Below are 25,230 nucleotides of genomic sequence, written 5' to 3'. Positions count from 1 at the left end.
AGGGGTCAGGACGCGGCCTTCTCGGTCGCCGCGTCGTCCTGCTCGGCGGCCGTCTTCTTCGCGGCAGGCTTCTTCTTCGGAGCGATCTTCTTCGGCGCGGTCTTCTCGTCGTCGGCGCTCTTCTTCGCAGCGGTCTTCTTCGCCGTCGTCTTCTTGGCCGCGGTCTTCTTCGGCGCCGCGTCGTCCTCGGCGGCGGCGTCCTCGTCGTCGTCCGCCTTCTTCCTCGTCGCCCGCTTCTTCGCCGGCGCCTTCTCCTCGGAGTCCGCGGACGCCCCCGCCTTCGCCCCGCGGCTGCGCTCGACCGAGCGCTTCAGCGCCTCCATCAGGTCGAGCACCTCGCCACCGCCCTCCTCCTCGGGCTTCTCGCCGAAGGTGGCGGAGGTGTCGAGGGCGTCGCCCTGCTCGATCTTCGCGTCGATGAGGGTGCGCAGCTCGGCCTGATACGAGTCCTGGAACTTCGACGCGTCGAAGTCCTCCGAGTAGGAGTCGACCAGGTGCGAGGACATCTCCAGCTCGCGGGCCGCGATCCGGGTGGTGCCCTCGAGCGACGGGAACTCGACCTCGCGGACCTCGTCCGCCCAGAGCAGCGTCTGCAGCATCAGCAGCTTGCCGCGCACCCGCAGCGCCGCGAGGCGGGTCTTCTGCCGGAGCGCGAACTCGACGATGGCGGTGCGGTCGGTCTCCTCGAGGGTGCGGCGCAGCAGCACGTAGGCCTTGGGGGAGGAGGAGTCGGGCTCGAGGATGTAGGCGCGGTCGAACATGATCGGGTCGACCTGCTCGCTCGGCACGAACTGCACGACGTCGATCTCCCGGTCGCGCTCCTCCGGCAGCGCCTTCAGCTCGTCCTTGGTGAGCACGACCGTGCGCTCGCCGTCGTCGTAGGCCTTGTCGATGTGGTCGAAGGTGACGACCTCGCCGCAGATCTCGCACTTGCGCTGGTACCGGATCCGGCCGCCGTCCTTGTCGTGCACCTGGTGCAGGGGGACGTCGTGGTCCTCGGTCGCGCTGTAGATCTTCACCGGCACGTTGACCAGGCCGAAGGTGATCGCGCCCTTCCAGATGGCTCGCATGGCCCCAGTGAACACCGTGCGCCGCCGCGGCGGGAAGCCCTGCCCCTCCCACGAGATGCCACTTGTGAGCGCGACACGCCGAGGGATCACGTCACAAGTGGCATCTCGCGGGAGGGAGGGGAGGGGCGGCACTCGACGTCCTTTCGGGCGGCGGGTGTCGAATGGGCGGCGATGACTGACGAGAACCGGCCCGCCGACAGGCTCCGCGCCGCCCTGACCGCTCCCGACGCGTCGTCCCGGCTGCAGGCCGCGATGACCGCGGGCACCCGACCCGCCGACGAGTACGCCAAGGTGCTGGTGGCGCGCTGCGCGGTGGAGCCCGACTTCGGGGTCCGCGAGATGCTCACCTGGGCCCTCACCCGGCACGAGCCCGGCGTCACCGTCGACCTGCTGCTGCCCGAGCTCGAGTCCGAGACTCCGCAGGCCCGCAGCCAGGCGCTGCACACGCTGTCGAAGGTGGGCGACCCGCGCGCGTTCCCGGCGATCACGCCCGCGCTGCTGCACGACGAGCACCCCGCGGTCGCGCACGCGGCCTGGCGCACCGCCGCAGGGCTCGCCCCGGAGCCCGAGCGGCCCGCCCTCGCCCGGCAGCTCGCGGAGCACCTCGGCGAGCGGGACCGCCCGGACCAGCGCGCCCTCACCCGCGCCCTGCTGATGCTCGGCGACGCCGCGACCCCCGTCCTCGAGGTGGCCGCGCGGTCGGAGGAGGACGCCCGCCGCTTCCACGCCCTGGCGACCCTCCGCCTCCTCGCCGACCCGGACGAGGACGTCGAGGAGGCCTTCGCCCGCGCCCGCCGCGGCTGACGGCGAGCGGCGACCTCATGCTGATCGAGTAGCCCGCTCAGCGGGCGTATCGAGATCCACCAGCGTCAGGAGTCGAGTCTGCAGTCCCGCCCTGCCGACGACGGCGGGTCTCGATACGCCCACTGCGGGGCTACTCGACCAGCATGAAGGGCCGCCGCGGCGTACTTATCCACCTCGGAGACGAGAAGCGGCTTCTCCTACTCGGCCGCCCGAGAACGGGTGAGGCGTCCCGCCCCCGTCGAGGCGTCCTGCCGGAGCGGGACGGGTCGACCGGAGCGGGACGCCTCGGGTGGTGCGGTGGCGGCTAGCCGCCGATGAGCACGCCGCGGTCGGCGAGGTACTCGCGGATCAGGCGCTCAGCGCTCGCCCGGTCGGTGATGCCGTAGCGGTCGATGATCTGCTGCACGTAGGGGCGGGCGATCGCCTCGGTGATGCCGAGCTCGGCCGCGATCTCGCGCGGCGAGAGGCCGGCGGCGATCAGTCCGAGGACCTGCTCCTTGGTGGGGAGCACGAACGGCGGGGTGCTGGGCTCCGGCTCCGGCGTGGTCGGGTCCTTCTCGGCGTCGATCGCGGAGGTGTCCTCGGCGAACGAGGCCGTCACGAAGGCGATCGCCTTCGAGGTGATGCCGAGCGCCTCCTGGTTGATGTTCGCCAGGTCGTCGCCGGCCGAGTGGTAGTTCGGGTCGTGCGGGATGCCGACGGTGCCGCCGAAGAGCGCGGCTTCCTCCTCGGTTTTGATGTCGTCCGCTCCCGTGAACAGGCCCGAGGCCGGGATGCCGGCGGAGATGAAGCCGTCGTAGTCGCTGCGGCCGTCGAACGCGGTGTCGATCCAGGGCTGGTCGATCGAGTCGAAGTAGTCCGTGAACGCCTTCTCGGTGGCGATGGAGCCCGCGGGCACCTCGACCGGAGCCTCGTAGGTGGACTCGTTCGCGTCGTAGACCGAGACGACGTAGTTCGGCGAGGCGACCATGTCGAAGTTCAGGTAGGTCGCGATGTCGCCGGCCTCCTCCTCGGAGAGCGAGTCGACGTAGGTGTACGAGCCTACGAGCCCGACCTCCTCGGCGCCCCACCAGGCGAAGCGCACGGCGTTGGTCGTCTCGCCCGCGTCAGCGAGCTGCACGGCGGTCTCGAGGAGCGTCGCCGATCCGGAGCCGTTGTCGTTGATGCCGGGGCCCTCGGGCACACCGTCGAGGTGTGCGCCGAGCATGACCACGTTGTCGTGGTCGCCGCCCGGGGTCTCGGTGATGATGTTGAAGGTGTCGGTGTCGGTGGTCGTCTGCTCGAGGACGAGCGTCGCCGTCGTCGGCAGCGCAGCGATCAGCGACTGGCCCTCCTCGAGGGTGACGCCGACGGAGGGGATGTAGCTGTCGTCGGGTGCGCCGAGCGTGCCGTTCAGCGGCTCGCCGGGAGCGTTGTTGTAGATGATCACGGCGGAGGCCCCGGCGGCGCCGGCAGCGGCAGACTTCTCCGAGAAGCTGCACGTGCCGCGGCTGACCAGGGCGACCTTGCCCGTCGCGTCGAGTCCGGCCCAGGCGTCGGCGTCGCAGCCCAGCGGGTCGACCGGCTGGATCAGCTCGCCCGTGACACCGCCCTCGGGAGTCGAGGGGGTGAACGACATCGGGATGCCCTCGACCGCGGGGGTCGTGGTCAGCGAGAACTCGTCGATCGTCTGGGTGGTGGTGGTGAAGTCCTGGCGCTCGGTGGTGTAGCCGGCGGCCTTCAGCACGGCCTCGACGTACTGGCCGCTGAGCTCGTAGCCCTCGGTGCCGATCGCGCGGTTGCCGTCGTTGGCGTCCGCGATCGCCTGGAAGGCCTCGAGGTGGGTCATGATGCCGTCGACCGTCACCGTGTCGGCGAAGTCGGCGGGCTCGGCGGCGCTCGCTGCGGGAGCGAAGGCGAAGCCGGCGACCAGCGCGCCGGCGCCGATCATCGCGGCCGAGCCGAGGAGTGGACGCCGACGTCGTGCGCCGGAGGTGTCTTCAGTAGCGGGGTGAGCCACAGGTGGTCCCTTTCGTCGAGGGCGGCGGCCGTCGGACCGACGGTCTCCGTCGCTCTCGCTGTGCTGAGAAGCGACGGTGCCCTCTGCGAGCGTATTCACAGGCCAGGCGCTAAAGACACCCCTTCGAGGCACTTGTCACCGCGCGGAAACATGGCCTGTCGTGAGCGGCCATGCACGGAGTCAGGCCGTGGCGTCGCTCTCGGCCCACTCGCGGAGCATCGCCAGCGTCTCGGCGGGGCGGTCGCGCTGCGGACTGTGGCCGGCGCCCGCGACCACCGCGTAGCGCACGCGCGGATTGCCCTGGAGGACCCGCGCGGCGACGGACGGCGGGAACATCGTGAACACCTGCGGGTCGCCGCCGAGCACCAGCACGGGCGCCCGGAGCGTCGGCACGTCGGCCAGCAGATCCCACGGCTCGTTGTCGTCGATCGTCGCGGCGACGGCGGCCGGATCGGCGGCGTGCGCGGCCCGGAGCTTCTCGGCCCGATCGCGCTCGTCCCAGTGCGGCTCGGCCGCCGCGAGCTCGTCCGCGGTGACCGCGAGGGCGGCGACCTCGCCGGCCCGGACCCCCGCCCGCTCCGACTCCTCGAGGCGCAGCACCGGATCGAGGAGCACCAGCCGCCGCGCCCAGCCGGTGTCGCGCGCCGCCGCCCGCACCGCCACGGCCCCGCCCAGGGAGTGGCCGACGACCAGGTCCCAGGCCCCGCCGGGCGCGCGCAGGGCGAGCGCGTCGTCGGCGTAGTCGTCGTGCCGGGAGGAGCCGCCGCGGCGACCGGTGCCGTGACCGCGCAGATCCGGGGCCGTCACGCTCCAGCCGGCGGCGGTCAGCGCCGCGGCGACCCGCCACCAGGTGCCGGAGGCCCCGCCGAGTCCGTGCAGGAGGAGGGCGGTTCTCGTCTCCGGGGCTCGCGTCGTCATGCCGACAGGCTAGGGCGCGTCAGTCCAGGCTCGGGTCGCGTCCGGTGCGCTCGCCGGTCGCGAGTGCGCGGATTCCTGCCAGATCCTCCTCGTCGAGGGCGAAGCCGAGCACGTCGAGGTTCTCCCGGATCCGCGCGGGCGTCACCGACTTCGGGATCACGACGACCCCGTGCTGCACGTGCCAGCGCAGCACCACCTGCGCGGGCGAGACGCCGTGCTTCGCGGCGATCGAGGCGAGCACCGGCTCGTCGAGCAGGCGGCCGCGGGCCAGCGGCGACCAGGCCTGGGTCACGATGCCGTGCTCGGCGTCGAAGGCGCGCAGCTCCTCCTGCGGGAGGCGCGGGTGCAGCTCGACCTGGTTGATCACGGGGACGACCTCGGTCTCGCCGAGGAGGCGCTCGAGGTGCTCGATCGCGAAGTTCGAGACGCCGATCGAGCGGGCTCGGCCCTCCCGGCGGATCCGCTCCAGCGCGCGGTAGGTGTCGACGTAGCGGTCGCGGGAGGGGATCGGCCAGTGCACGAGGTAGAGGTCGACGTAGTCGGTGCCGAGCAGCTCCAGGCTGCGGTCGAAGGCCTCGAGGGTCTCATCGAAGCCGTGGTCGTCGTTCCAGACCTTCGTGGTGACGAAGACCTGCTCGCGGGGGAGGCCGCTGGCGCGGATCCCCTCGCCGACGCCGCGCTCGTTGCCGTAGAGGGTCGCCGTGTCGACGTGCCGGTAGCCGGCCTCGAGCGCGGTCGCGACGGCACGGGCCGCTTCGTCGTCGCCGACCTTGTAGACGCCGAGCCCGACCTGCGGGATCGCCCGCCCGTCGTTGAGGGGGATCAGGGGAACACTCATCCCCCCATTCTTCCCCCTCCGCGAGATGCCACTTGTGAGCACGACACGCCGCGGAAACCGGTCACAAGTGGCATCTCGCGAAAGCCGTCAGAGGTGCCCGTGCTCAGAGGTGCCCGTGCTCAGAGGTGCCCGTGCTCAGAGGTGCCAGTGCAGCTCGCCGTGCGGGCCGACGCGGACGGTGTCCTCGATCAGCGCGGCCAGGCCGGCGACGCCGAAGAGCAGACGGCGGTCGTCCCGCGCGGCCTGGCTGGAGTGCACGAAGCGGCGGACGGCGAAGTAGTCGTCGTGGCCGGGCTGCAGCCCCTCGACCATCCCCTGCTCGCCGAGGCCGCGCAGTCCGCGGCCCGGTCGGCGGGCGGGCCCGAGGCCGAGCCAGAGCGTGCCGGTCTCGAGCAGCACGACCGTGCTCGGCACGATCGCGCCGGAGCGCAGGCGCCGCGCGGTGATCTGCCAGCCGAAGCCGAGGTGGTGCACCCGGATCGGATGCGGTCCGCGCCAGGCGTGCGAGGGGTCCTCCGCGCGGTAGTAGACGGGGCTCGGTCGGAAGGAGCCCTGCCAGAGCGCCGCGGCGAGCTCGCCGGCCCATTCGGGCGTCTCGGGGTCGGCCCAGGGGTCGAGGACGTGCGCCTCCTCCGCCTCGCGCTGATGCTGGCGGACGAGTTCCTCCGCGTCGTCGCGCAGTCCCATCGGCGGCCCCTCCGTCTCCTCGGCGAGCCCCACCCTAGGGGGGACAGCCTGGGAGCTTCAACGGAGCCGGGTTGGAGCCGGGTGGGAGGCGCCTCCGCGAGAGAGTCGTCGAGGACGACGACTCAGGTCGGCAGCTCCACCGGCTCGGTGTCCGGCAGCGGGCTCGCGTCGCGCCCGCGCAGGTCCGGGTGGAAGCGGCGGCCGAGCGCCGGAACCGCGAAGCCGACGAAGGCGAACACCGCGGCGACCACGATCGCGGCGGTCGGGCCCGACCGGTCGATCTGCACGCCGGCGATGGCCGAGCCGAGCGCGGCTCCGATCAGCTGGCCCGTGCCGACCCAGCCGTAGGCCTCCGCGGTGTCGGAGAACTTCACGCTCGAGGCCGTGATCGTGAAGAGCGCGGCCAGGGCCGGGGCGATGCCGACGCCGGCCAGGAAGAGCGTGATCGAGAGCCACCAGAAGTCGGTCGAGAACGCCGCGAGGCCCATGCCCACGGTGACGATCAGCATCCGCCGCGCGGTCGCCCAGCGGCTGATCGGGATGTGGCCGAGGGTGAGACCGCCGAGGAGCGAGCCGGCCGCGAAGATCGCCAGGACGACGCCCGACTCCACGCCGCCCTCGCCGAAGACCGCCACGACGCCGGCCTCGACCGCGGCGCAGGCGCCGACCAGCAGGAAGCCGACCACGGTCGCGAGCAGCACCGGCGGCTTGGTCAGCACGACGCCGAGTCGGCGGCGCGAGCGCGGGATCCGCACCCGGCCGACCTCGGGCGAGGCGATGAACCAGATCCCGCCGCCGACGAGGAAGAACGCGGCGGTGAGGATGCCCGCGACGGTCGAGATCTGGATCGAGACGAACGTCGTCAGCACCGGGCCGAGCACCCAGATGATCTCCTGCGCCGAGGCGTCCAGCGAGAACAGCGGGGTCAGCTGCGAGCTGGGCACCATCTTCGGGTAGATCGTCCGGACCGCCGGCTGCACGGGCGGCATGCTGAGGCCCGAGACGAAGCCGATGACGACGAACTGCCAGATCTCCAGCGGGAGCAGCGCCATCGCGATGATCGCGGCCGCGCAGACGATCAGGGTCGCGGTGAGCACGCGCCGCATCCCGAGCCGGCCCATCAGGCGGCTGGTCAGCGGACCGGCGATCGCCTGGCCGATCGACATCGAGCCGAGCACGAGGCCGGCCGCGGCGTAGGAGTCGTGCACGCGCTCCACGTGCAGGAGGAAGGCGAGCGAGAGCATCCCGAACGGGAAGCGCGCGGTGAGCTGGGCCGCGATGATGCGACCCACGCCGGGGGTTCTCAGGAGTTCGGTGTAGCTGCCCACCGGACGACACTAGCGGCCCGCGGCGGCCCGCCGGCGACGGCCGCCGAACCGGTCGGCGGCGACCCCGGTCAGCCCGCGAGCACCTTCCGGATCCGCTGCAGCGACACGCTCTCGACAGTGCCCAGGCTCTGCGCGAAGAAGCTGATCCGCAGTTCCTCGATCAGCCAGCGGGCGCGGACCAGGCGCTCCGGCGCGTGCGGCGGCAGCGGGATCGTGCCGCCCGAGGAGCGGTACAGCTCCTGTGCGGCCTGCACCTCGTTCAGCCAGACCCGGTCGCGGCCGACGTTCTCGCCGATCTTGGTGAAGCGCTCGGTGATGCCGGCGAGGTAGCGCGGCAGGTGGCGCAGCCGCTCGAGCCCGGTCGCCGAGACGAAACCCGGGTGCACGAGGCCGGTGAGCTGCTCGCGGGCGTCGGTGAGCGCCGGCAGCAGCGCCATGCTCGTCGAGGCCTTGAGCGCCTTCTCGACCCCGCGCGCCGTGGTCAGGATCGTGGTGACGGTCTTCACGGTCTCGAACATCGAGTCCATCACGCTGCCCGAGACCCGGTCGCGGACCGCGTCGAACTCGGCGCGGAGGAAGAGCATGCCGTCCGGCTTCATCCGCCAGAGCACCGCGTCGACGCAGGCGAGCAGGCAGTCGCCGAACAGCGCCGTCGTGTTCTGGTACGGGCTCTGCGCGAGCACGAGCTTCTCGTTCGCGGTCAGGTACTGCTGCACGTAGGCGACCGGGCTGGGCGTCGCGAGCAGCAGCAGCCGGCGGACGCCGCGCGGGTGCTCGCGCGCCTGGTCCTCGGCGGTCGCGAGCAGGCGGATCGAGACGGAGTCGCCGTCGTCGATCAGCGCGGGGTAGGCGCGGATCGTGTTGCCGCCCTGGCGGGTGTCGGTGACGCGGGGGAGCTCCGCCATGTCCCACGTCTTGATCCCCCGGCGCTCGAGGGCGTCGGGCACGCGCGCCTCGACGACCCGCGCGACCTCGTCGCGGACCCGGCCGCGCAGGCGCTCGGCCAGCGGCGCCAGCTCCTTGCCGGCGGCGACGGTCCGGCCGCGCTCGTCGGCGATCGCGAAGGTGACGCGGAGGTGCGCGGGGATGCGCTCGAGGTCGAAGTCGGAGGCGTCGATCACGACGCCGGCCTCGCGGCGGATCGCGCCGGCGAGGGTCGCGGCGAACGACTCGGTCGGCGGGTTCGGCACGTCCTGGGGGAGGGCGGCGGTGAGCTTGCGCGCCCAGTCGTTCGCGGGGACGACGTTCCGGCGCAGGTGCTTGGGCAGCGCCTTGATCATCGCGGTGACGAGCTCGGCGCGGAGCCCCGGCACGAGCCAGTCGAAGCCGAGCGGGGTGACGCGCGGCAGCAGCGCGAGCGGCACGTGCACGGTGACGCCGTCCTCCTCCGTGCCCGGCTCGAACCGGTAGGAGAGCCGGAAGCGCTGGTCGGCCTGGCGCCACTGGGTCGGGAACGCGGTCTCGTCGATCTGCTCCGCGTCCTCGGGCAGGAGGGTCTCCTGCGTCATGGTCAGCAGATCGGGCTCGTCGTGCTGCGCAGTGCGCCACCAGGAGTCGAAGGAGCGGACGGACGTGATGTCGCGCGGGACGCGGCGGTCGTAGAAGTCGAAGACGGCCTCGTCGTCGACGAGCAGATCGCGGCGGCGGGTCCGCTCCTCGAGCCGCTCGAGCTCGGCGCGCAGGGCCCGGTTCTTGCGGTCGAAGGCGTGCCGGGCGTCCCACTCGCCCTCGACGAGCGCGTGCCTGATGAAGAGCTCGCGGGCGTAGCCGGCGTCGATCCGGGAGAACTGCACGCGGCGCCGGGCGATGATCGGCACGCCGTAGAGCGTGACCTTCTCGTAGGCGACGGCCGCGCCCTGCGCCTTCTCCCAGTGCGGCTCGCTGAACTGCCGCTTCACCAGGTCGCCGGCGATCGCCTCGGCCCAGGCCGGATCGATCGCGGCGTTGGAGCGGGCGAAGAGCTTGCTCGTCTCGACCAGCTCGGCGCTCATCAGGGCGTCGGGCTGCTTCTTGGCCAGCGCGCTGCCGGGGAAGATCGAGAACTTCGCGTTGCGGGCGCCGACGTACTGGACGCTCTGGCGCTCGCGGTTCTTCGCCGCGCGTTGGGCCTGCTGCGAGGTGGTGTCCTTGATGCCGAGGTGCGAGAGCAGACCGGCGAGGAGGCTCCGATGGATCCCGTCTGGGTCGACCTTCGGCTCGCCGAGCTCGAGCTTGAGCGGCCGGGCCAGCTGGCGCAGCTGGCGGAAGACGTCCTGCCACTCGCGCACGCGGAGGTAGTTGAGGTACTCGGCCTTGCAGAGCCGGCGGAAGGCGCTGGAGGAGAGCTCGGCCTGCTTCTCCTCCACGTAGTTCCAGAGGTTGAGCAGGGTGAGGAAGTCGCTGGTCGGGTCGACGAAGCGGGCGTGCTGCTGGTCGGCCTGCGCGCGGCGCTCGAGCGGCCGCTCCCGGACGTCCTGGATCGTCAGCCCGGCGACGATCGCCATCACCTCGCGGCTGACGTCGTGCTTGCGCGACTCGATCACCATCCGGCCGAACCGCGGGTCGATCGGCAGCCGGGCGAGATCCCGCCCGATCCTCGTGAGCTGAGGCGCCTTGTCGGCCCCCCGCGAGATGCCACTTGTGACGGGTTTCTTCGGCGTGTCGCCCTCATGAGTGGCATCTCGCGAGGGGGAGTCGGCGGGGGAGGCGGGGGATCGGAGGGCGCCGAGCTCGGTGAGGAGATCGAGACCGTCCTTGATGCCGCGGGAGTCGGGCGGGGTGAGGAACGGGAAGCCGGCGATGTCGCCGAGGCCGAGCGAGATCATCTGCAGGATGACGGCGGCGAGGCCGGTGCGCAGGATCTCCGGGTCGGTGAACTCGGGGCGGCGCTCGAAGTCCTCCTCCGAGTAGAGGCGGATCGCGATGCCGGCGCTGGTGCGGCCCGAGCGGCCGGAGCGCTGGTTCGCCGAGGCCTGCGAGATCGCCTCGATCGGGAGGCGCTGCACCTTCGAGCGGGCGCTGTAGCGGGAGATGCGGGCGGTGCCGCCGTCGATCACGTAGCGGATGCCGGGCACGGTGAGGCTGGTCTCGGCGACGTTGGTGGCCAGGACCACCCGGCGGCGGACGCCCGGGGTGCGGCCGCGCTCGAAGACGCGGTGCTGATCGGCGGCCGAGAGCCGGCCGTAGAGGGGGAGGACCTCGGTGCCGGGGAGGTTCCGCCCGCGGATCGCGTCCTCGGCGTCGCGGATCTCGTTCTCGCCGGAGAGGAAGACGAGGACGTCGCCCTGGTCCTCGCGGGCCAGCTCGGCGAGCGCGTCGGCGATGCCGGTCATCAGGTCGCGGCTGCCGCTGGTGGCGTCGGGGACGTCGGTGTCGTCCTCCTCCTCGGGCTCCTCGGCGACGAGCGGGCGGTAGCGGATCTCGACGGGATACGTGCGGCCGGAGACCTCGATGATCGGCGCGGGCGCGCCCGAGGCGTCCCGGAAGTGCTCGGCGAAGCTCTGCGGATCGATCGTCGCGGAGGTGATGATCAGCTTCAGGTCCGGGCGGCGCGGCAGCAGCCGGTGCAGGTAGCCGAGCAGGAAGTCGATGTTGAGGCTGCGCTCGTGCGCCTCGTCGATGATGATCGTGTCGTACCGGGCGAGCATCCGGTCGTGGTTCATCTCGTTCAGCAGGATGCCGTCGGTCATCAGCTTGATCCGGGTCGACGCGCTCGCCTTGTCGGTGAAGCGGACCTGGTAGCCGACGAGCCCGCCGACCTCGTCGTCGAGCTCCTCCGCGATGCGCTCGGCGATCGTGCGGGCGGCGATGCGGCGCGGCTGCGTGTGGGCGATGCTCTCGCGGCCGAGCTCGAGGCAGATCTTCGGCAGCTGGGTCGTCTTGCCGGAGCCGGTGGCGCCGGCGACGATCACGACCTGGTGGTCGCGGATGGCGGCGGCGATGTCGTCCCTGCGCGCCGAGACGGGGAGTTCGGGAGGATACCGGATGCTGAGGACGTCTGACATGAGCCCTCCATCCTACGGCGCCGTGACATGATGCCCAGGTCCTCCCGCGGAATCCCGCGGGACGCCGCTCCCGCAGCGCGGACCGAGCAGAGAGCCGAGTGTGAGCACGCAGTCCCTCCTCGTGATCCTCAACATCGTCCTGCTGATCCTCGCGATCCGGGGCGTGCTGGCGAACGGGCGGCTGTCGAAGGTCGCGAAGGTCGGCTGGGTGGCGCTGATCGTGATCCTGCCGTTCGCGGGGAGCATCGCGTACCTGGTCTTCGGCCGGCGGGCGAGCGGCGGCGGGTCGCCGGGGCCGCAGCGGCCGACGGGGTGGTTCTTCGAGCGCTGAGGCGTCCTTCGGCGTCTGACGTGCTGACGGGTGGGGCGGACGAGGCACCGCGTCCACCCCTTCGGGGTGAGACAGCGGCGAGGGGGCGTCCATCCCTTCGGGATGAGACTCGGTCGTCTCAGGACCTGTCGTCCTCAGCGGGCGGCGTGGCCGCGGCGTCCCTTCAAGTTGGTCGAACAGCCCCGGAGGGGCGTATCGAGACCCGCCGTCGTCGGCAGGGCGGGTCTGCAGACTCATCTCCTGACGGTGGTGGATCTCGATACGCCCGCTGCGCGGGCTACTCGATCAGCATGAACGGCCCCACGGGCGGGGCGGCGTCTAGCGTGGAGGGCATGGCCGAACGACTTCGCTCCAGTGTCAGTCCGTACCTCCGCTCGCACGCCGACAACCCGGTGGACTGGTTCCCGTGGGGGGAGGAGGCGTTCGCCGAGGCGGTGCGCCGGGACGTGCCGGTGCTGGTGTCGATCGGGTACGCGACCTGCCACTGGTGTCATGTGATGGCGCGGGAGTCGTTCTCGGATCCGGTGCTGGCGGCGCGGCTGAACGACGGGTTCGTGGCGGTCAAGGTGGATCGCGAGGAGCATCCGGACGTCGACACCGCGTATCTGACGGCGGCGAGCGCGTTCACGCGGAATCTGGGCTGGCCGCTGACGGTGTTCACGACTCCCGCCGGGGAGACCTTCTATGCGGGGACGTACTTCCCGCCGCGGGCCGTCGGCGGGGTGCCGGCGTTCTCGGACGTGCTCGACGCGGTGTCGGAGGCGTGGCGGCTGCGGCGCGACGAGGTGCAGGCGACGGCGGGGTCGCTGAGCGCGGCGCTGCGGGAGGCGACGGCGGTGGTGCCGACGGGAGACGCGCTCCCGGACGACGCGGCGCTCGCGGCGGCCGTCGGGGCGCTCGCCGAGGAGGAGGACCGGGTGCACGGGGGGTTCGGCGGGGCGCCGAAGTTCCCGGTGGCGCCGGTGCTCGGGCTCCTGGCGTCGCGGGACGACGGCGCGGAGCTGGCCGAGCGGACGCTGCTGACGCTGGCGGGCTCGCCGCTGAGGGATCGCGACGGCGGCTTCTTCCGCTACGCCACCCGCCAGGACTGGAGCGATCCGCACTACGAGCGGATGCTCTACGACAACGCCCAGCTGCTCGATGTGGCGGCGGTGCTGCTCGGGCGCGAGGGCACCGACCGGGAGGCGCTCGCCGCGGTGGCGGAGGGCGTCGCGTCCTTCCTGCTCGAGACGCTGCGGCGGCCGAGCGGGGGCTTCGCGAGCGCGCAGGACTCGGAGAGCATCGTCGACGGGCAGCGCTCGGAGGGCGGCTACTACCTCGCCGAGGACCGCACGGATCTGACCCCGCCCGCGCTCGACGAGAAGGTCGTCACCGGCTGGAACGGGCTGGCGATCGGAGCGCTCGCGCGAGCCGGGCGGGCCCTGGGCCGGGAGGACTGGATCGCTGCCGCGCGCGACGCCGCCGATCTCCTCCTGGAGCGGCACCTCGTCGACGGGCGCGTCAGCGTCCGCGCCTCGCTCGGCGACTCCGTCTCCGCCGCGCGCCCGGCGCTGGAGGATCTCGGCATGCTCGCCGGCGGGCTGCTGCAGCTGGCGCTCGCCGAGGGGGCGCCGCGCTACGCGGTCGTCGCCCGGACGCTGATCGACGGGGCGCTGGATGCGGCCCCGTCCTGGCCGCCGTTCGCGCTGCCGGGCGGCGGGGACCCGGCGCTCACCGCGCGCGGGCTGCTGCTGGCGGCGGATCCGTCCGAGGGCGCCTACCCCTCGGGGCTCTCGGCGGCGGCCGACGCGGCGCACGGGCTGTATCTGCTGACGGGGGAGCGGCGCTACCGGGACGCGGCGGAGGCCGTGGTCGCGGGCATCGGGCCGGGCGCGCTCGGGCAGCCGATGGGGTTCGGCGGCGTGCTCGCCCTGGCGGAGCACCTCGCGCGACCGGTCACGCAGCTGGTCGTCGTGGTTCCCGACGACGGCGCGCGCACGGAGCTGCAGCGCGGCGCACGGGAGACCGGGCTGGGTGTGCTGGCGGTGGTGAGCGACGGCGCGGCGGCCGAGTGGGCCCTCGCGGGCTTCGAGCTGTTCGAGGGCCGGACGTCGCGCGACGGCCTGCCGACGGCCTACTCCTGCGAGGCGTTCGTCTGCGCGCTGCCGACGACCGAGCTGCCGGAGGAGCTGCTCATGCGGCCGTGACGACGAGCGGGGCGTCGGGGTCGGCGGCCCACTCGTTCAGCGAGCCGTCGTAGACGACCGCGGTGTCCACGCCGAGCACGGCCAGCGCGAGCGCGTCGGCCGTCGCGGCGATCCCGCCCGCGCAGTAGAGGACGATCCGCTCGGCCTCGAGGCTCTCGCCGAAGAGCGCCCGCAGCCGCTCCGGCGGGAGGAGCGTGTTGTCCTCGCGGTCGACCAGGCGCACGGCCGGGACGCTGACCGAGCCGGGGAGGTGGCCGAGGCGCGGACGGCGCCCCTGCTCCCCGGTGAACTCCCTCGGCGGCACGGCGCAGACCAGCGCTCCGGGCTCCTCGCCGCGGACGACGCGCTCGACCCCGGCCTTGTCGATCCAGAGCGGGCGCTCCGGGCGCACGGTGACGCCCCCGGCGGCCCGCGGCTCGACGTGGCCCGTCTCGATCGGGCGCTCCTCGCGGCGCCACGCGGAGAGGCCGCCGTCGAGCACCGCGACCGCGTCGTGCCCGGCGGCGCGCAGGAGCCACCACAGGCGCGACGCCCACTGGCCCACCGCGGAGTCGTAGACGACGACCACCGAGTCGTCGTCGATGCCGAGAGCGGCGGTCGCCGCGGCGAAGCGCTCGGGGTCGAGCCTGGTGAAGGGGAAGGGCGCGTCGGGGTCGGAGAGCTGGGCGAGCAGGTCGCCGAACACCGCGCCGGGCACGTGGCCCTCGAGGAGGTACTGCTCATCGCCGCCGAGGTAGCCGGGCCGGCCGTCGAAGCCGGTCACGAGCAGGACGCTCGCGTCGACGACGACGAGGTGCTCGCGGCCGAGGTGGTCGGCGAGCCACTGGGTCGAGACGATCGGCCGGGCGAGGTAGGGGGAGCTGCTCACTCGGACAACGCTAGGTCCGACCCCCGACGCTCCGCAGATCGGCGTGTCACGCCGCTTCATCCGGCGTCACACGGCGGTGCTGCTCAGCACTCGATGACGTTGACCGCGAGACCGCCCTCGCTGGTCTCCTTGTACTTCGAGGACATGTCGATGCCCGTCTGCCGCATCGTCTCGATCACGGTGTCCAGCGAGACCCGGTGCGTCCCGTCGCCGTGCAGCGCCAGCCGGGCCGCGCTGACCGCCGTCGACGCCGCGATCGCGTTGCGCTCGATGCACGGGATCTGCACCAGGCCGCCGACCGGGTCGCAGGTCAGCCCGAGGTGGTGCTCCATCGCGATCTCGGCCGCGTTCTCCACCTGCCGTGGCGTCCCGCCGAGCACCGCGCAGAGCGCGCCGGCCGCCATCGCGCACGCCGAGCCGACCTCGCCCTGGCAGCCGGCCTCCGCGCCCGAGATAGAGGCGTTGGTCTTGCAGAGCGAGCCGATCGCCGTCGCGGTGAGCAGGAACCGCCGGATCCCCGCACGGTCCGCCCCGGGGACGAAGCGGAGGTAGTGGTGAGCGACGGCCGGGATGATCCCCGCCGCTCCGTTCGTCGGCGCGGTGACGACGCGCCCGCCGGCCGCGTTCTCCTCGTTCACCGCGAGGGCGAACGCGTGCAGCCATTCCACCGAGGTCGCCCGCGCGCGGTCCAGCGGGTCGTCCTCGAAGGCCTCGAGCCTGCCGCGCAGGACGGAGGCGCGGCGCTGCACGCCGAGCCCGCCGGGCAGCACGCCCTCGGTCGCCAGGCCGTGCTCGACGCAGGCGGCCATCGCGTCCCAGATCGCGTCGAGCCGCGCGTCGACGTCGAGGCCGGGGTGCAGCGCTCGCTCGTTGGCGGCGGCGATCTCGTCGATGCTCGAGCGCGTGCGGTCGCAGGTCGCGAGCAGGTCGAGCGCGGAGACGAAGGGGTAGGGGTGCGGCGCGAGCGAGGCCAGCTCGGCGCGCTCGCCGGCCCGCCGGATGAAGCCGCCGCCGATCGAGTAGTAGGTCTCCTCCCACTCGGGCAGCGCCGCGTCGCCGAGCCAGACGCTGAAGGTCAGGGCGTTCGGGTGCTCGGGGAGTCGGGTGCGCGGCTCGAAGGCGATGTCGTCGCGGGTCATCGGGAGGCGCACGGCACCCGCGAGCAGGATCGAGCCGTCCTGGTCGAGGCGACTCCAGGCCCCGCGGACCTCCTCCGGATCGCAGGTCTCCGGGTGCAGCCCGGCAAGCCCGGCGACGATGGCATCGGGCGTGCCGTGACCGATGCCGGTCGAGCCGAGCGAGCCGTAGAGGGTGCAGACCACGCGGCTCACCCGGTCGAGCAGCCCCGCGTCGCGCAGCCGCTCGGCGAGGGCCAGGGCCGCCCGCATCGGCCCCACCGTGTGCGAGCTCGAGGGGCCGATCCCCACGCTGAACAGGTCGAAGGCGGAGACGTAAGCACTCATCCGCCGAGACTACGCCTCGCGCGCAGAAGGGGGCGGGCGCCCCTTCGAGCGCCCGCCCCCGTGGTTCAGCGGATCGGAACCGGGGTCCCGGGTGTCAGAACTCGCAGTGCACGTGGTCCGAGTGGCCCGCGTCGCCGGGGCCGAGGGTGAGCGTCGCGCCCATCTCGGCGCAGGCGTTCTGGATCGCCTGGTGGTCGGCGCCCTCGATGACCCGCACGCCGTCGATCAGGTCGATGTCGACCGCGTCGCCGGTGTAGTGGCCCGAGCCGGTGGAGTGGTCCTCACCCGCGATGGAGGTGACCCGCAGGGTGTGGCCGTACTGCGTGTTCAGCTTCAGCAGCGCGTCGAGCATGGCGGGGTTCAGCGCGACCGAGGTCACACCGGCGTCGCCCTCGGGGCTCGTCTTCGCGGGCCGGCCGGCGGCCGTGTCGCGGATGTTGGCGAGCGAGGTGGAGGCGGCGTCCGAGCCGAGCTCGTAGAGCTCGATCCCCGGGTTGTCGAGGATGGCCTGCGCGGTCGCGGCGGCGTCGCCCGACGGGGGAGGCGTGGTGCCGCCGCCCGTGCCGGCGATCAGCGCCTTCCACGTGGCCGGACCGACGATGCCGTCGGCGGTCAGTCCCGCACCGCCCTGGAAGCTCTGCACCGCGGCGGTGGTCGCGGCTCCGAAGGCACCGTCGACCGCGACGGACGCGCCGTTCGCGTTCAGCTGCGTCTGGACGGCGCTGACCGCGTCTCCGGAGGCGCCGCTCTGCACGGTCACGGTCAGCGCGCCCCAGGTGGCCGCGCCGATCACGCCGTCGGCCGCGAGGCCCGCACCGGACTGGAAGGAGGTGACCGCCGACTGCGTGCCGGCGCCGAACGCTCCGTCGACGGCGAGCGACTGACCCGACGAGCGCAGCAGGTACTGCGCGGTGGTCACGTCCTCGCCGGACGCGCCGGAGGAGAGCACGGGCCAGTCGGCCGCCTGGGCGCTGGTCGCGGTCCCGACGCTGACGCCGAGGGCGAGCAGGAGGGCGGTGACGGCCGCGAGGGCGCGGGCGCCGAGGCCCCGTGAACGCCGGGTCTCGGGAGCCCTCGTGGTGGTGGTCGTGCTGATGTCCGTGGTGCTCATGATCCTCATCCCTCGCTCTCGACGGCCTCGCGCGCCAGGGTCTCCCACTGCGCGTAGGCGTCCGGGTAGGCGGAGACCTGCACGGCCTGCGCCGCCTCGGTCACCGACATCGACTCCCAGCCGGCGACGTCCGTCAGGCCGGTGTTGGTGGTGGGGCTGTTCGCCGCCCCGTAGAAGGCCCTCGAGGCGTACACGGGGTCGACGAGGTCGGCCGCGTCGCCCCAGCCCGCCGACGGGCGCTGCTGGAAGAGGCCGACCGAGTCGCGGTCGCCGCCCGAGAGGTTCCGCAGACGCGACTCCTGCATCGCCGTCGCGATGGCGACGACCCAGCCGTACTCGGGCACGCCGGCCGTCTTGCCCTCCGCGATGATCGTGCGGACGTTGGCGAGCTGCTCCTCGCTGAGGGTCGCGAACGTCTCGCCCGGCTGGCCGGGGTCGGGCGTCGTGCCCGAGCCCGCGCCGACGAGCGACTGCCAGGTCTGCGGTCCGACGACGCCGTCGACCGTGAGCCCGGCCGCCGACTGGACGCTCTTCACGGCGGCGAGGGTCGCGGCGCCGAACGCGCCGTCGACCGTGAGGCTCGCGCCGACCTTGTTCAGCTGGACCTGGAGCGCGCTGACCGCCTCGCCGGAGTCCCCGGAGGACACCGTCGTGATCAGGGCCGCCCAGGTCTGGGCGCCGACGATCCCGTCGGCCGAGAGACCGCGAGCGCTCTGGAAGGAGGTCACCGCGGCGGCGGTGGCGGGGCCGAAGACGCCGTCGGCGTCCACGGAGGCGCCGGCGGCGTTCAGCAGGTGTTGCACGGTGCGGGCGTTGGCGCTGTTCTCGCCCTCGGCGACGACGGGCCAGGCGGCGGCCGAGGCGGCTGCGGCACTGACGGGCGCCTCGGCCGCGAAGACCGCGGGTGCCGTGGCGACCGACCCGAAGGCGAGGGCGCCGCAGGCGACCCCCGCGATCAGGAGGCGCCTGGGGCGCTGGGTGACTGGGGTGGGACGGGTGGTTCTCATCGTTTCGTACACCTCTTCGTGGCCGCCGGGCGGCCTGATTCGTTGTCACGATCGGCGGAGTTCGCTTCTCCCTTGCCCGTCCTGCCTACTCCTGTCGTTGTCACGGATCCGGGGACACGGAGGGATCGCCCAGAGACCGCGCACGCGATGCGGAGGAGACTCCGACTCACGGGGGAGGCGCTCAGGCGTGGGCCAGGAGGATCCTGCGCCTGGACCTCGCGACGGGCGGTGTCCCGCGACACGCCCGGGTTGCACGCCCGTGCGGGGCGCTGCTACCGTCGGCGAGCGCATCACCGGAGTGCGCCCACCGACGCCCGGAAGGAGCAGCCCGTGACCGCGTACCGATCGACCCGCGTCGAGCTGCTCGTCGCCGACCGCCCCCGCGCCCTCGCCGGCGCGGTCGAGCTCGAACGCTCGAAGCGCGGTCCCGCGAACCTCCAGCCCGGCGTCGTCCGGCACCCCTAGGCCATCGCCCAGGCCCCCGGACGACATCGTCTCGGGGCCCTCGCGCGTCGGCACTCCTCTGCAGGGGAGGGGCCTCGCGGTCGGCTCGCGGCATCCTGCCGCCCCGAGCGCGTCCCACCCCGATCCCGGCGTTGCCGGGCCTTCACGAGAGGAAGGACCATGCAGAGAATCACGGAGCGGCTCGTCTCCTGGGCGAGCATCCTGGACGACAACGCGCGGCAGCAGGCACTCACAGCCTCGGAGATGCCGTTCATCCATCCGCACCTGGCGCTGATGCCCGACGCCCACCTCGGGCGCGGCGCAACGGTCGGCTCGGTCATTCCGACCCTCGGCGCGCTCATCCCGGCGGCCGTGGGCGTCGACATCGGCTGCGGCATGATCGCCGTGCGCACGCAGTTCTCCCGGAGCGACCTCGCCGGCCGCGACCTGGGCGAGCTGCGGCGGCAGATCGAGCGCGCGGTCCCGCTGTCGGCGGGAGCGGCGAACCGCACGATCGTCGCGACCGCCGAGCCGCGGGTCGCCGAGCTGGAGGCGCTCGCCGCCGCGGCGGGCTTCGACCCGGCGCGCTCCGCGAAGCACTGGCGGCTGCAGGTCGGCTCGCTCGGCAGCGGCAACCACTTCATCGAGGTGAGCGTCGACGAGACCGACGCGGTCTGGCTGTTCCTGCACTCCGGCTCCCGGGGCGTGGGCAACCGGATCGCGACCGAGCACATCCGGATCGCCCGCGAGTACTGCGAGCAGCACTGGATCGCCCTGCCGGACCCGGATCTCGCCTACCTGGTCGAGGGGACGGAGCAGTTCGACCGCTACGTCGCCGAGCTGCGCTGGGCGCAGCGGTTCGCCCTGCTCAACCGCGAGGAGATGATGGACCGGGTGATCAGGCAGCTCTCCGAGTGGATCGGCGGCGGCGTCCAGGAGCGGGAGCGGATCAACTGCCACCACAACTTCACCGAGAAGGAGCGCCACTTCGGCCGCGACGTCTGGGTGAGCCGGAAGGGTGCGATCCAGGCCGACGCCGGACGGCCGGGCCTCATCCCCGGCTCGATGGGGACGGCCTCGTACGTGGTGGCCGGGCGCGGCGACGCGATGTCGCTGAACTCGTCACCGCACGGTGCGGGGCGCGAGTACTCGCGGTCGGCGGCGCGGAAGGCCTTCACGCACGAGCAGCTGCGCGAGGCGATGACCGGCATCGAGTACCGCGACACCGACGCCTTCCTCGACGAGATCCCGGCGGCCTACAAGCCGATCGACCGGGTGATGGCCGACGCGGCCGATCTCGTGGAGATCCGGCACACCCTCCGCCAGCTCGTCAACGTGAAGGGCGACTGACCCCGCACCCCTGCCCCCCCTCCGCGAGATGCCACTTGTGCACGCGACACGCCGAGGAAAGCGTGCACAAGTGGCATCTCGCGGGAGGAGGAGGGGCGTCAGCGGAGGGTCTTGCGGGAGGTGATCTGGCCGGTGTCGAAGCCGAGGAGGTGCAGGCCGCCGTGGAAGCGCGCGTGCTCGACCTTGATGCAGCGGTCCATCACGACGGTGAGGCCCTTCGACTCGCCGTACTCCGCGGCCTCCTGGTTCCAGATGCCGAGCTGCACCCAGACGGTCGGCGCGCCGATGGCGACGACGTCGTCGATGACCGAGGGGATGTCGCTCGCCTTGCGGAACACGTCGACGATGTCCGGCACGACGGGCAGATCGGCGAGGCTCTTGTAGACGGGCTGCCCGAGGATCTCCTTCGCGTTGGGGTTCACGAAGAACAGCTCGTAGTCGCTCGACTGCTGGAGGTAGGTCGAGACGAAGTAGGACGAGCGCGCCGCGTTCGGCGAGGCGCCGACGATCGCGACGGTCTTCGCGCGGCGGAGGATCTCGAGCCGCTTCTTCGCGTCCGGTCCGACCCAGGTGCGCTGCGACTTCAGCAGCTTCGCCAGGGGCGAGTTCGTCGGCACGGAGCAGCTCAGCCCGTTGGACAGGTGCGCGACGACGGTGTCGTCGGCCTCGGCGGCAGCGGGCGCGAGGGCGGTGTCGCTCATGGTCAGACCTCCACGGTCGGGGAGTCGATGGTCACCGAGACGTCGTCCGGCAGCTCGGTCGGTGCGTCCGGCGTGCCGTGCTCCTCGACCGCGCGGGTGAGCGCCTGGTCGAGGTCGTAGATGATGTCGTCCGCGTCCTCGATGCCGACCGAGAGCCGGACGAGGCCCGGCAGCACCCCGGCGTGCAGCAGCTGCTGCTCGGTGAGCTGCGCGTGCGTCGTCGAGGCGGGGTGGATCACCAGGGTCTTCGCGTCGCCGATGTTCGCGAGGTGGCTGGCGAGGTCGACCGACTCGATGAAGGTCTGGCCGACGGCGCGGCCGCCCTTGACCACGAAGCTGAACACCGAGCCGGGGCCCTTCGGCAGGTACTTCTGCGCACGCTCGTGGTGCGGGTGCGCGGGCAGGCCCGCCCAGTAGACCGCCTCGATGCGCGGGTCGGCGTCGAGCCACTCCGCGACGCGGCGGGCGTTGTCGACGTGCGCCTGGATCCGGTAGGGCAGCGTCTCGACGCCCTGCGCGAGCAGGAACGCGGAGTGCGGGGCGAGGACCGGGCCGATGTCGCGCAGCTGCTCGGCGCGCAGGCGGGTGAGGAAGCCGTACTCGCCGAAGTTGCCGTCCCAGGAGAGACCGCCGTAGGAGGCGACCGCGTCGTGCAGCAGCGGGAACTTCTCCGCCGAGTAGTGGAAGCGGCCCGACTCGACGACGACGCCGCCGAGGGTGGTGCCGTGCCCGCCGAGGAACTTGGTGGCCGAGTGGATGACGATGTCGGCGCCCCACTCGATCGGGCGGACGAGGTACGGCGTGGCGACGGTGGAGTCGATGATCAGCGGGATGCCGGCGGCGTGCGCGACGGCAGCGAGGCCCTCGATGTCGGCGATTTCGCCGGAGGGGTTCGCGATCGTCTCGGCGTAGAGCACCTTGGTCTTGTCGGTGATCGCCGCGGCGTAATCCGCCGGATCGCTCGACTGCACGAATGTCGTCTCGACGCCGAAGCGCCGCAGCGTCACGTCGAGCTGGGTGATCGAGCCGCCGTAGAGGTTGGCGGAGGAGACGACGTGGTCGCCCGCGCCGACCAGCGCCGCGAAGGTGATGAACTGCGCCGACAGGCCGGAGGCGGTCGCGACGGCGCCGAGGCCGCCCTCGAGGCTCGCGACCCGCTCCTCGAACGAGGCGACGGTGGGGTTGGAGAGCCGGGAGTAGATGTTCCCGTACTTCTGCAGCGCGAAGCGCGCCGCCGCATCGGAGGTGTCGTCGAAGACGAACGCGCTCGTCTGATAGATGGGCAGCGCTCGCGCGCCCGTCACCGGGTCGGGGATGTTGCCGGCGTGGATTGCCCGCGTCTTGAAGCCGTACTCGCGATCTGCCATGCGATCGACGCTAGCGGGCGCCGCCGACACCGCGGCGCGGAGGCGTCGCATCCCGTAACAGTCCCAGGCTCGGAGTGCTCGTCCAGGCCGAGCGTCACAGCGTCGCGTGCACCGCCGCCAGCGCCATCGCCGCGATCGCGAACCACGACGCGAGCGCGACGACCAGCGCCCGCCAGCCGGTCGTCAGCAGCGCGCGCAGCCGCACGCCGCTGCCGAGCGCGAACAGCGCGGCGGCCAGCAGCCAGGTCTGCGCCGTGTCCGCCGCGACCAGCACGCCCTCCGGCAGCGGCAGGAGCGTCCGCACCAGCACCGCCGCGAGGAACCCGACCACGAACAGCGGCACGATCGCCGGCCGCGGACCGCCCTCGGCGCCGGCACGCCGGGTCACCGCGGCGGCCACCGCGACCATCGGCGCGAGCATCACCACGCGGGCCAGCTTCACGACCACCGCGATCGCGAGCGCCGACGCCCCCGCGACCTGCGCGGTCGCCACCACCTGGCCGACGTCGTGCACCGACGCGCCCACCCAGTGCCCGAACTCGACGTCGGAGAGCCCGAGCGGATACCGCAGCGCCGGCAGCACCGCGATCGCGAGCGTCCCGCAGAGGGTGACCAGTGCGACGGGCACCGCCTGCTCCTGCTCCTTCGCCCGGGTCGCTCCGGCCATCGCGCCGATCGCCGAGGCCCCGCAGATCGAGAAGCCCGCGGCCAGCAGCAGCGGCTCGCGCCCCGGCAGCCGCAGCGCCCGCCCGAGGCCGTAGGTCAGACCGAAGGTCGCGAGCACGATCGCGACGACGATCAGGATCGCGCCCCAGCCGAGCGCGGCGATGTCGACGAGCGAGAGCTTGAGCCCGAGCAGCACGATGCCCGTGCGCATCAGCGTGCGCGAGGAGAACTTGAGCCCCGGTGCCAGCCGGCCGCTGAGCAGCGGGCGGGAGGCCGGCAGCTGCGCGACCAGGATCCCGAGCGCCACCGCCGCCGTCAGCATCGGCACGGCGGGCATGGCCAGGTGCACCGCGAACGCCAGCACCGCCGCGGCCGCGCAGACCGCGAGCCCGGGACCGATCCGGGCGATCAGACCCACGAGGGCAGCCACATGTGCGCCTGCCAGAACGAGAAGGACGTCTGCTGCCCCGTCCAGAGCGGGTAGAAGTAGGCCGTCAGCGCGGCGGCGAGCACCACGAAGATCAGCACGATCACGATGCCCCGCGTGCGCCGGCCGCGCTCGTCACCGCGGTCGCCGATGACCACCCCCGCCGTCAGGGCGAGCGCCAGCATCATGTAGGGCTCGAAGACCACGCAGTAGAACTGGAAGACGGTGCGGTCGAGGTAGAGCATCCAGGGCAGGTAGCCCGCGACGATCCCCATCAGCACGAAGCCGGCGCGCCACTCCCGGTAGCGCGCGAGCCGGTAGAGCAGGTAGACCAGCGCGAGCACGCCGGCGTACCAGATCAGCGGATTCGCGACCGAGGTGATCGCCTCGTCGCAGCGCACCGCCGCGCAGCCGTCGACTCCGGTGGCCTGGTCGACGAAGTACATGCTCGTCGGCCGCAGCATCAGCAGCCAGGTCAGCGGATTCGCCTCGTAGGGGTGCGTGGCGCGCAGGTTGATCGAGTAGTCGTACATCTGCACGTGGTAGTGCCACAGGCTCTGCGCCCAGTCCGGCACCCAGGCGAGCGCGCCGGTCCAGGCGTTGCCCGGCGCCTCCGTCGCCCACTGCCGCGCCCAGCCGCCGGAGGTGCGCAGCCAGCCGAGCCAGGTGCCGACGTAGGCGATCAGCGCGATCGGCACGACCAGGAGGAAGGTGACGGGCCCCTGCTTGAGGATCGCCCCGCTCGCCCAGAAGGGGACGCCCGCGCGCCGGCGCAGCAGGGCGTCGACGACCACGGCGTAGACGCCGTACGCGGCGAGGAAGTAGATCCCGGTCCACTTCACGCCGGCCGCGAGACCGAAGATCAGGCCGGCGGTGAGCAGCCAGGGCCGCCACCACAGCACCGGACCCCAGCTCGGCAGGTCGCCCGCGGCGACCTTCGCGGCCATCCGCTCCTCGGCCCAGCGCCGGTCGAGGAGGATCGCGGCGACACCGCAGAGGGCCACGAACATCAGGACGCCGTCGAGCAGCGACACCCGCGACATCACGATCGCGTGCCCGTCGATCGCGAGCAGCAGGCCGGCGAGCGAGGCGAGGAAGGTGGAGCGGAAGAGCAGCTTCCCGATGAGGATCACGAGGGCGACCGCGAGGATCCCGACGATCGCGGTGGCGAGGCGCCAGCCGACGCTGTCGTCCGCGCCGAGCAGCCCCATCCCGAGCCCGATGATCCACTTGCCCAGCGGCGGGTGCACCACGAAGGACGGCGCCCCGGTGAAGACGTCGACGGCCCCGGTGGCGAAGCCGGGATCGGGGTTCTCGGGCCAGGCGCCCTCGAAGCCGAGGTTCCAGAGGGTCCAGGCGTCCTTGACGTAGAAGGTCTCGTCGAAGACGAGTGAGCGCGGGTGGCCGAGGTTCCAGAGCCGGAGCACGGCGGCGACCAGGACGACCAGGATCGGCAGCCCCAGCTCCCAGAGCCGGCGGCGCACGGTGGTCGCGACGAGGCGGTCGTGCACGTCGTCGAACCAGGAGCCGCGGGGCACGTCCGGAGCGCTCCCGCGCACGTGGGCCGGCGCGGCGCTCCCGTCCGTGCTCCCGTCCGCGGGCCCGACCGGCACGGACCGCGAGGCCCCCGCGGAGTCGAGGAGCAGGTCGTCGAAGTCGCGCTGCGGTCGGTCCGTCACCCG

General features: G+C 72.8%; 20 protein-coding genes. 5 read left to right on the top strand and 15 right to left on the bottom strand.

Annotated elements, in window-relative coordinates:
• Positions 1-5 precede the first annotated feature (5 nt).
• Positions 6-1,070, bottom strand: coding sequence for a Ku protein (locus GTU73_RS14890; RefSeq protein WP_160090476.1), 1,065 nt, complete (start codon positions 1,068-1,070; stop codon positions 6-8).
• A gap of 171 nt (positions 1,071-1,241) precedes the next feature.
• Between GTU73_RS14890 and GTU73_RS14885 the strand changes: the two genes are divergently transcribed.
• Positions 1,242-1,874 carry a HEAT repeat domain-containing protein gene (locus tag GTU73_RS14885; protein WP_160090475.1) on the top strand — a complete coding sequence of 211 codons (633 nt, stop codon included), beginning with the start codon at positions 1,242-1,244 and terminating at the stop codon, positions 1,872-1,874.
• A gap of 304 nt (positions 1,875-2,178) precedes the next feature.
• On the opposite strand, the gene GTU73_RS14880 is transcribed toward GTU73_RS14885, so the two are convergent.
• The 6 genes from GTU73_RS14880 to hrpA all read right to left on the bottom strand — a co-directional run bounded on the left by GTU73_RS14880 (position 2,179) and on the right by hrpA (position 11,627).
• Positions 2,179-3,804, bottom strand: a complete 1,626-nt coding sequence (locus GTU73_RS14880) for a M28 family peptidase (RefSeq protein WP_160090474.1) — start codon at positions 3,802-3,804, stop codon at positions 2,179-2,181.
• Positions 3,805-4,053: 249 nt separating this feature from the next.
• The gene (locus tag GTU73_RS14875) at positions 4,054-4,791 is read right to left on the bottom strand and encodes an alpha/beta hydrolase (protein ID WP_160090473.1); all 738 of its coding nucleotides are present in this window, start codon (positions 4,789-4,791) and stop codon (positions 4,054-4,056) included.
• A 19-nt stretch (positions 4,792-4,810) separates the two neighbouring features.
• The gene (locus GTU73_RS14870; RefSeq protein ID WP_160090472.1) at positions 4,811-5,629 is read right to left on the bottom strand and encodes an aldo/keto reductase; all 819 of its coding nucleotides are present in this window, start codon (positions 5,627-5,629) and stop codon (positions 4,811-4,813) included.
• A 135-nt stretch (positions 5,630-5,764) separates the two neighbouring features.
• Positions 5,765-6,316, bottom strand: coding sequence for a hypothetical protein (locus GTU73_RS14865; protein WP_160090471.1), 552 nt, complete (start codon positions 6,314-6,316; stop codon positions 5,765-5,767).
• A gap of 122 nt (positions 6,317-6,438) precedes the next feature.
• Positions 6,439-7,644 carry an MFS transporter gene (locus GTU73_RS14860; protein WP_160090470.1) on the bottom strand — a complete coding sequence of 402 codons (1,206 nt, stop codon included), beginning with the start codon at positions 7,642-7,644 and terminating at the stop codon, positions 6,439-6,441.
• A gap of 68 nt (positions 7,645-7,712) precedes the next feature.
• Positions 7,713-11,627, bottom strand: coding sequence for an ATP-dependent RNA helicase HrpA (gene hrpA, locus GTU73_RS14855; protein ID WP_160090469.1), 3,915 nt, complete (start codon positions 11,625-11,627; stop codon positions 7,713-7,715).
• 100 nt (positions 11,628-11,727) lie between these two features.
• On the opposite strand from hrpA, the gene GTU73_RS14850 reads away from it, so the two are divergent.
• Both GTU73_RS14850 and GTU73_RS14845 read left to right on the top strand, forming a co-directional pair.
• On the top strand, positions 11,728-11,958 hold the full coding sequence (locus GTU73_RS14850; protein WP_160090468.1) for a PLD nuclease N-terminal domain-containing protein: 231 nt from the start codon (positions 11,728-11,730) through the stop codon (positions 11,956-11,958).
• Positions 11,959-12,290: 332 nt separating this feature from the next.
• Positions 12,291-14,144 (top strand): DUF255 domain-containing protein, encoded by a 1,854-nt coding sequence (locus tag GTU73_RS14845; protein WP_160090467.1) that lies wholly within the window; start codon positions 12,291-12,293, stop codon positions 14,142-14,144.
• Here GTU73_RS14845 and GTU73_RS14840 read toward each other — a convergent pair.
• From GTU73_RS14840 to GTU73_RS19520, 4 genes are all read right to left on the bottom strand, one after another.
• Positions 14,131-15,012: a rhodanese-like domain-containing protein gene (locus tag GTU73_RS14840; RefSeq protein WP_160090466.1), complete on the bottom strand. Its 882-nt coding sequence runs from the start codon at positions 15,010-15,012 to the stop codon at positions 14,131-14,133. The genes GTU73_RS14845 and GTU73_RS14840 overlap by 14 nt on opposite strands.
• 83 nt (positions 15,013-15,095) lie before the next feature.
• A complete protein-coding gene (locus tag GTU73_RS14835) occupies positions 15,096-16,475 on the bottom strand; it encodes an L-serine ammonia-lyase (protein ID WP_160090465.1) in 1,380 nt (459 codons plus the stop codon).
• 94 nt (positions 16,476-16,569) lie between these two features.
• The gene (locus GTU73_RS14830; protein WP_244231655.1) at positions 16,570-17,586 is read right to left on the bottom strand and encodes a peptidoglycan-binding protein; all 1,017 of its coding nucleotides are present in this window, start codon (positions 17,584-17,586) and stop codon (positions 16,570-16,572) included.
• A gap of 5 nt (positions 17,587-17,591) precedes the next feature.
• On the bottom strand, positions 17,592-18,593 hold the full coding sequence (locus GTU73_RS19520; RefSeq protein ID WP_160090463.1) for a peptidoglycan-binding protein: 1,002 nt from the start codon (positions 18,591-18,593) through the stop codon (positions 17,592-17,594).
• A gap of 330 nt (positions 18,594-18,923) precedes the next feature.
• Here GTU73_RS19520 and GTU73_RS19515 point away from each other — a divergent pair, with 330 nt between their 5' ends.
• Positions 18,924-19,058: a hypothetical protein gene (locus GTU73_RS19515; protein ID WP_279630796.1), complete on the top strand. Its 135-nt coding sequence runs from the start codon at positions 18,924-18,926 to the stop codon at positions 19,056-19,058.
• A 159-nt stretch (positions 19,059-19,217) separates the two neighbouring features.
• Positions 19,218-20,387 carry an RtcB family protein gene (locus GTU73_RS14820; protein ID WP_160090462.1) on the top strand — a complete coding sequence of 390 codons (1,170 nt, stop codon included), beginning with the start codon at positions 19,218-19,220 and terminating at the stop codon, positions 20,385-20,387.
• A 98-nt stretch (positions 20,388-20,485) separates the two neighbouring features.
• On the opposite strand, the gene GTU73_RS14815 is transcribed toward GTU73_RS14820, so the two are convergent.
• From GTU73_RS14815 to GTU73_RS14800, 4 genes are all read right to left on the bottom strand, one after another.
• The gene (locus GTU73_RS14815) at positions 20,486-21,088 is read right to left on the bottom strand and encodes a CoA-binding protein (protein ID WP_160090461.1); all 603 of its coding nucleotides are present in this window, start codon (positions 21,086-21,088) and stop codon (positions 20,486-20,488) included.
• 2 nt (positions 21,089-21,090) lie between these two features.
• A complete protein-coding gene (locus tag GTU73_RS14810) occupies positions 21,091-22,455 on the bottom strand; it encodes an O-acetylhomoserine aminocarboxypropyltransferase/cysteine synthase family protein (RefSeq protein WP_160090460.1) in 1,365 nt (454 codons plus the stop codon).
• 94 nt (positions 22,456-22,549) lie between these two features.
• Positions 22,550-23,551 (bottom strand): putative sulfate exporter family transporter, encoded by a 1,002-nt coding sequence (locus GTU73_RS14805; RefSeq protein ID WP_160090459.1) that lies wholly within the window; start codon positions 23,549-23,551, stop codon positions 22,550-22,552.
• A complete protein-coding gene (locus GTU73_RS14800; RefSeq protein ID WP_244231654.1) occupies positions 23,530-25,227 on the bottom strand; it encodes a phospholipid carrier-dependent glycosyltransferase in 1,698 nt (565 codons plus the stop codon). The genes GTU73_RS14805 and GTU73_RS14800 overlap by 22 nt, the downstream gene beginning before the upstream one ends.
• Positions 25,228-25,230: the final 3 nt, after the last annotated feature.

Origin of the sequence: Rathayibacter sp. VKM Ac-2804 (assembly GCF_009866655.1) — a bacterium.
Taxonomy (GTDB): Bacteria; Actinomycetota; Actinomycetes; order Actinomycetales; family Microbacteriaceae; genus Rathayibacter.
This window is presented reverse-complemented; position numbering and strand designations above follow the sequence as displayed.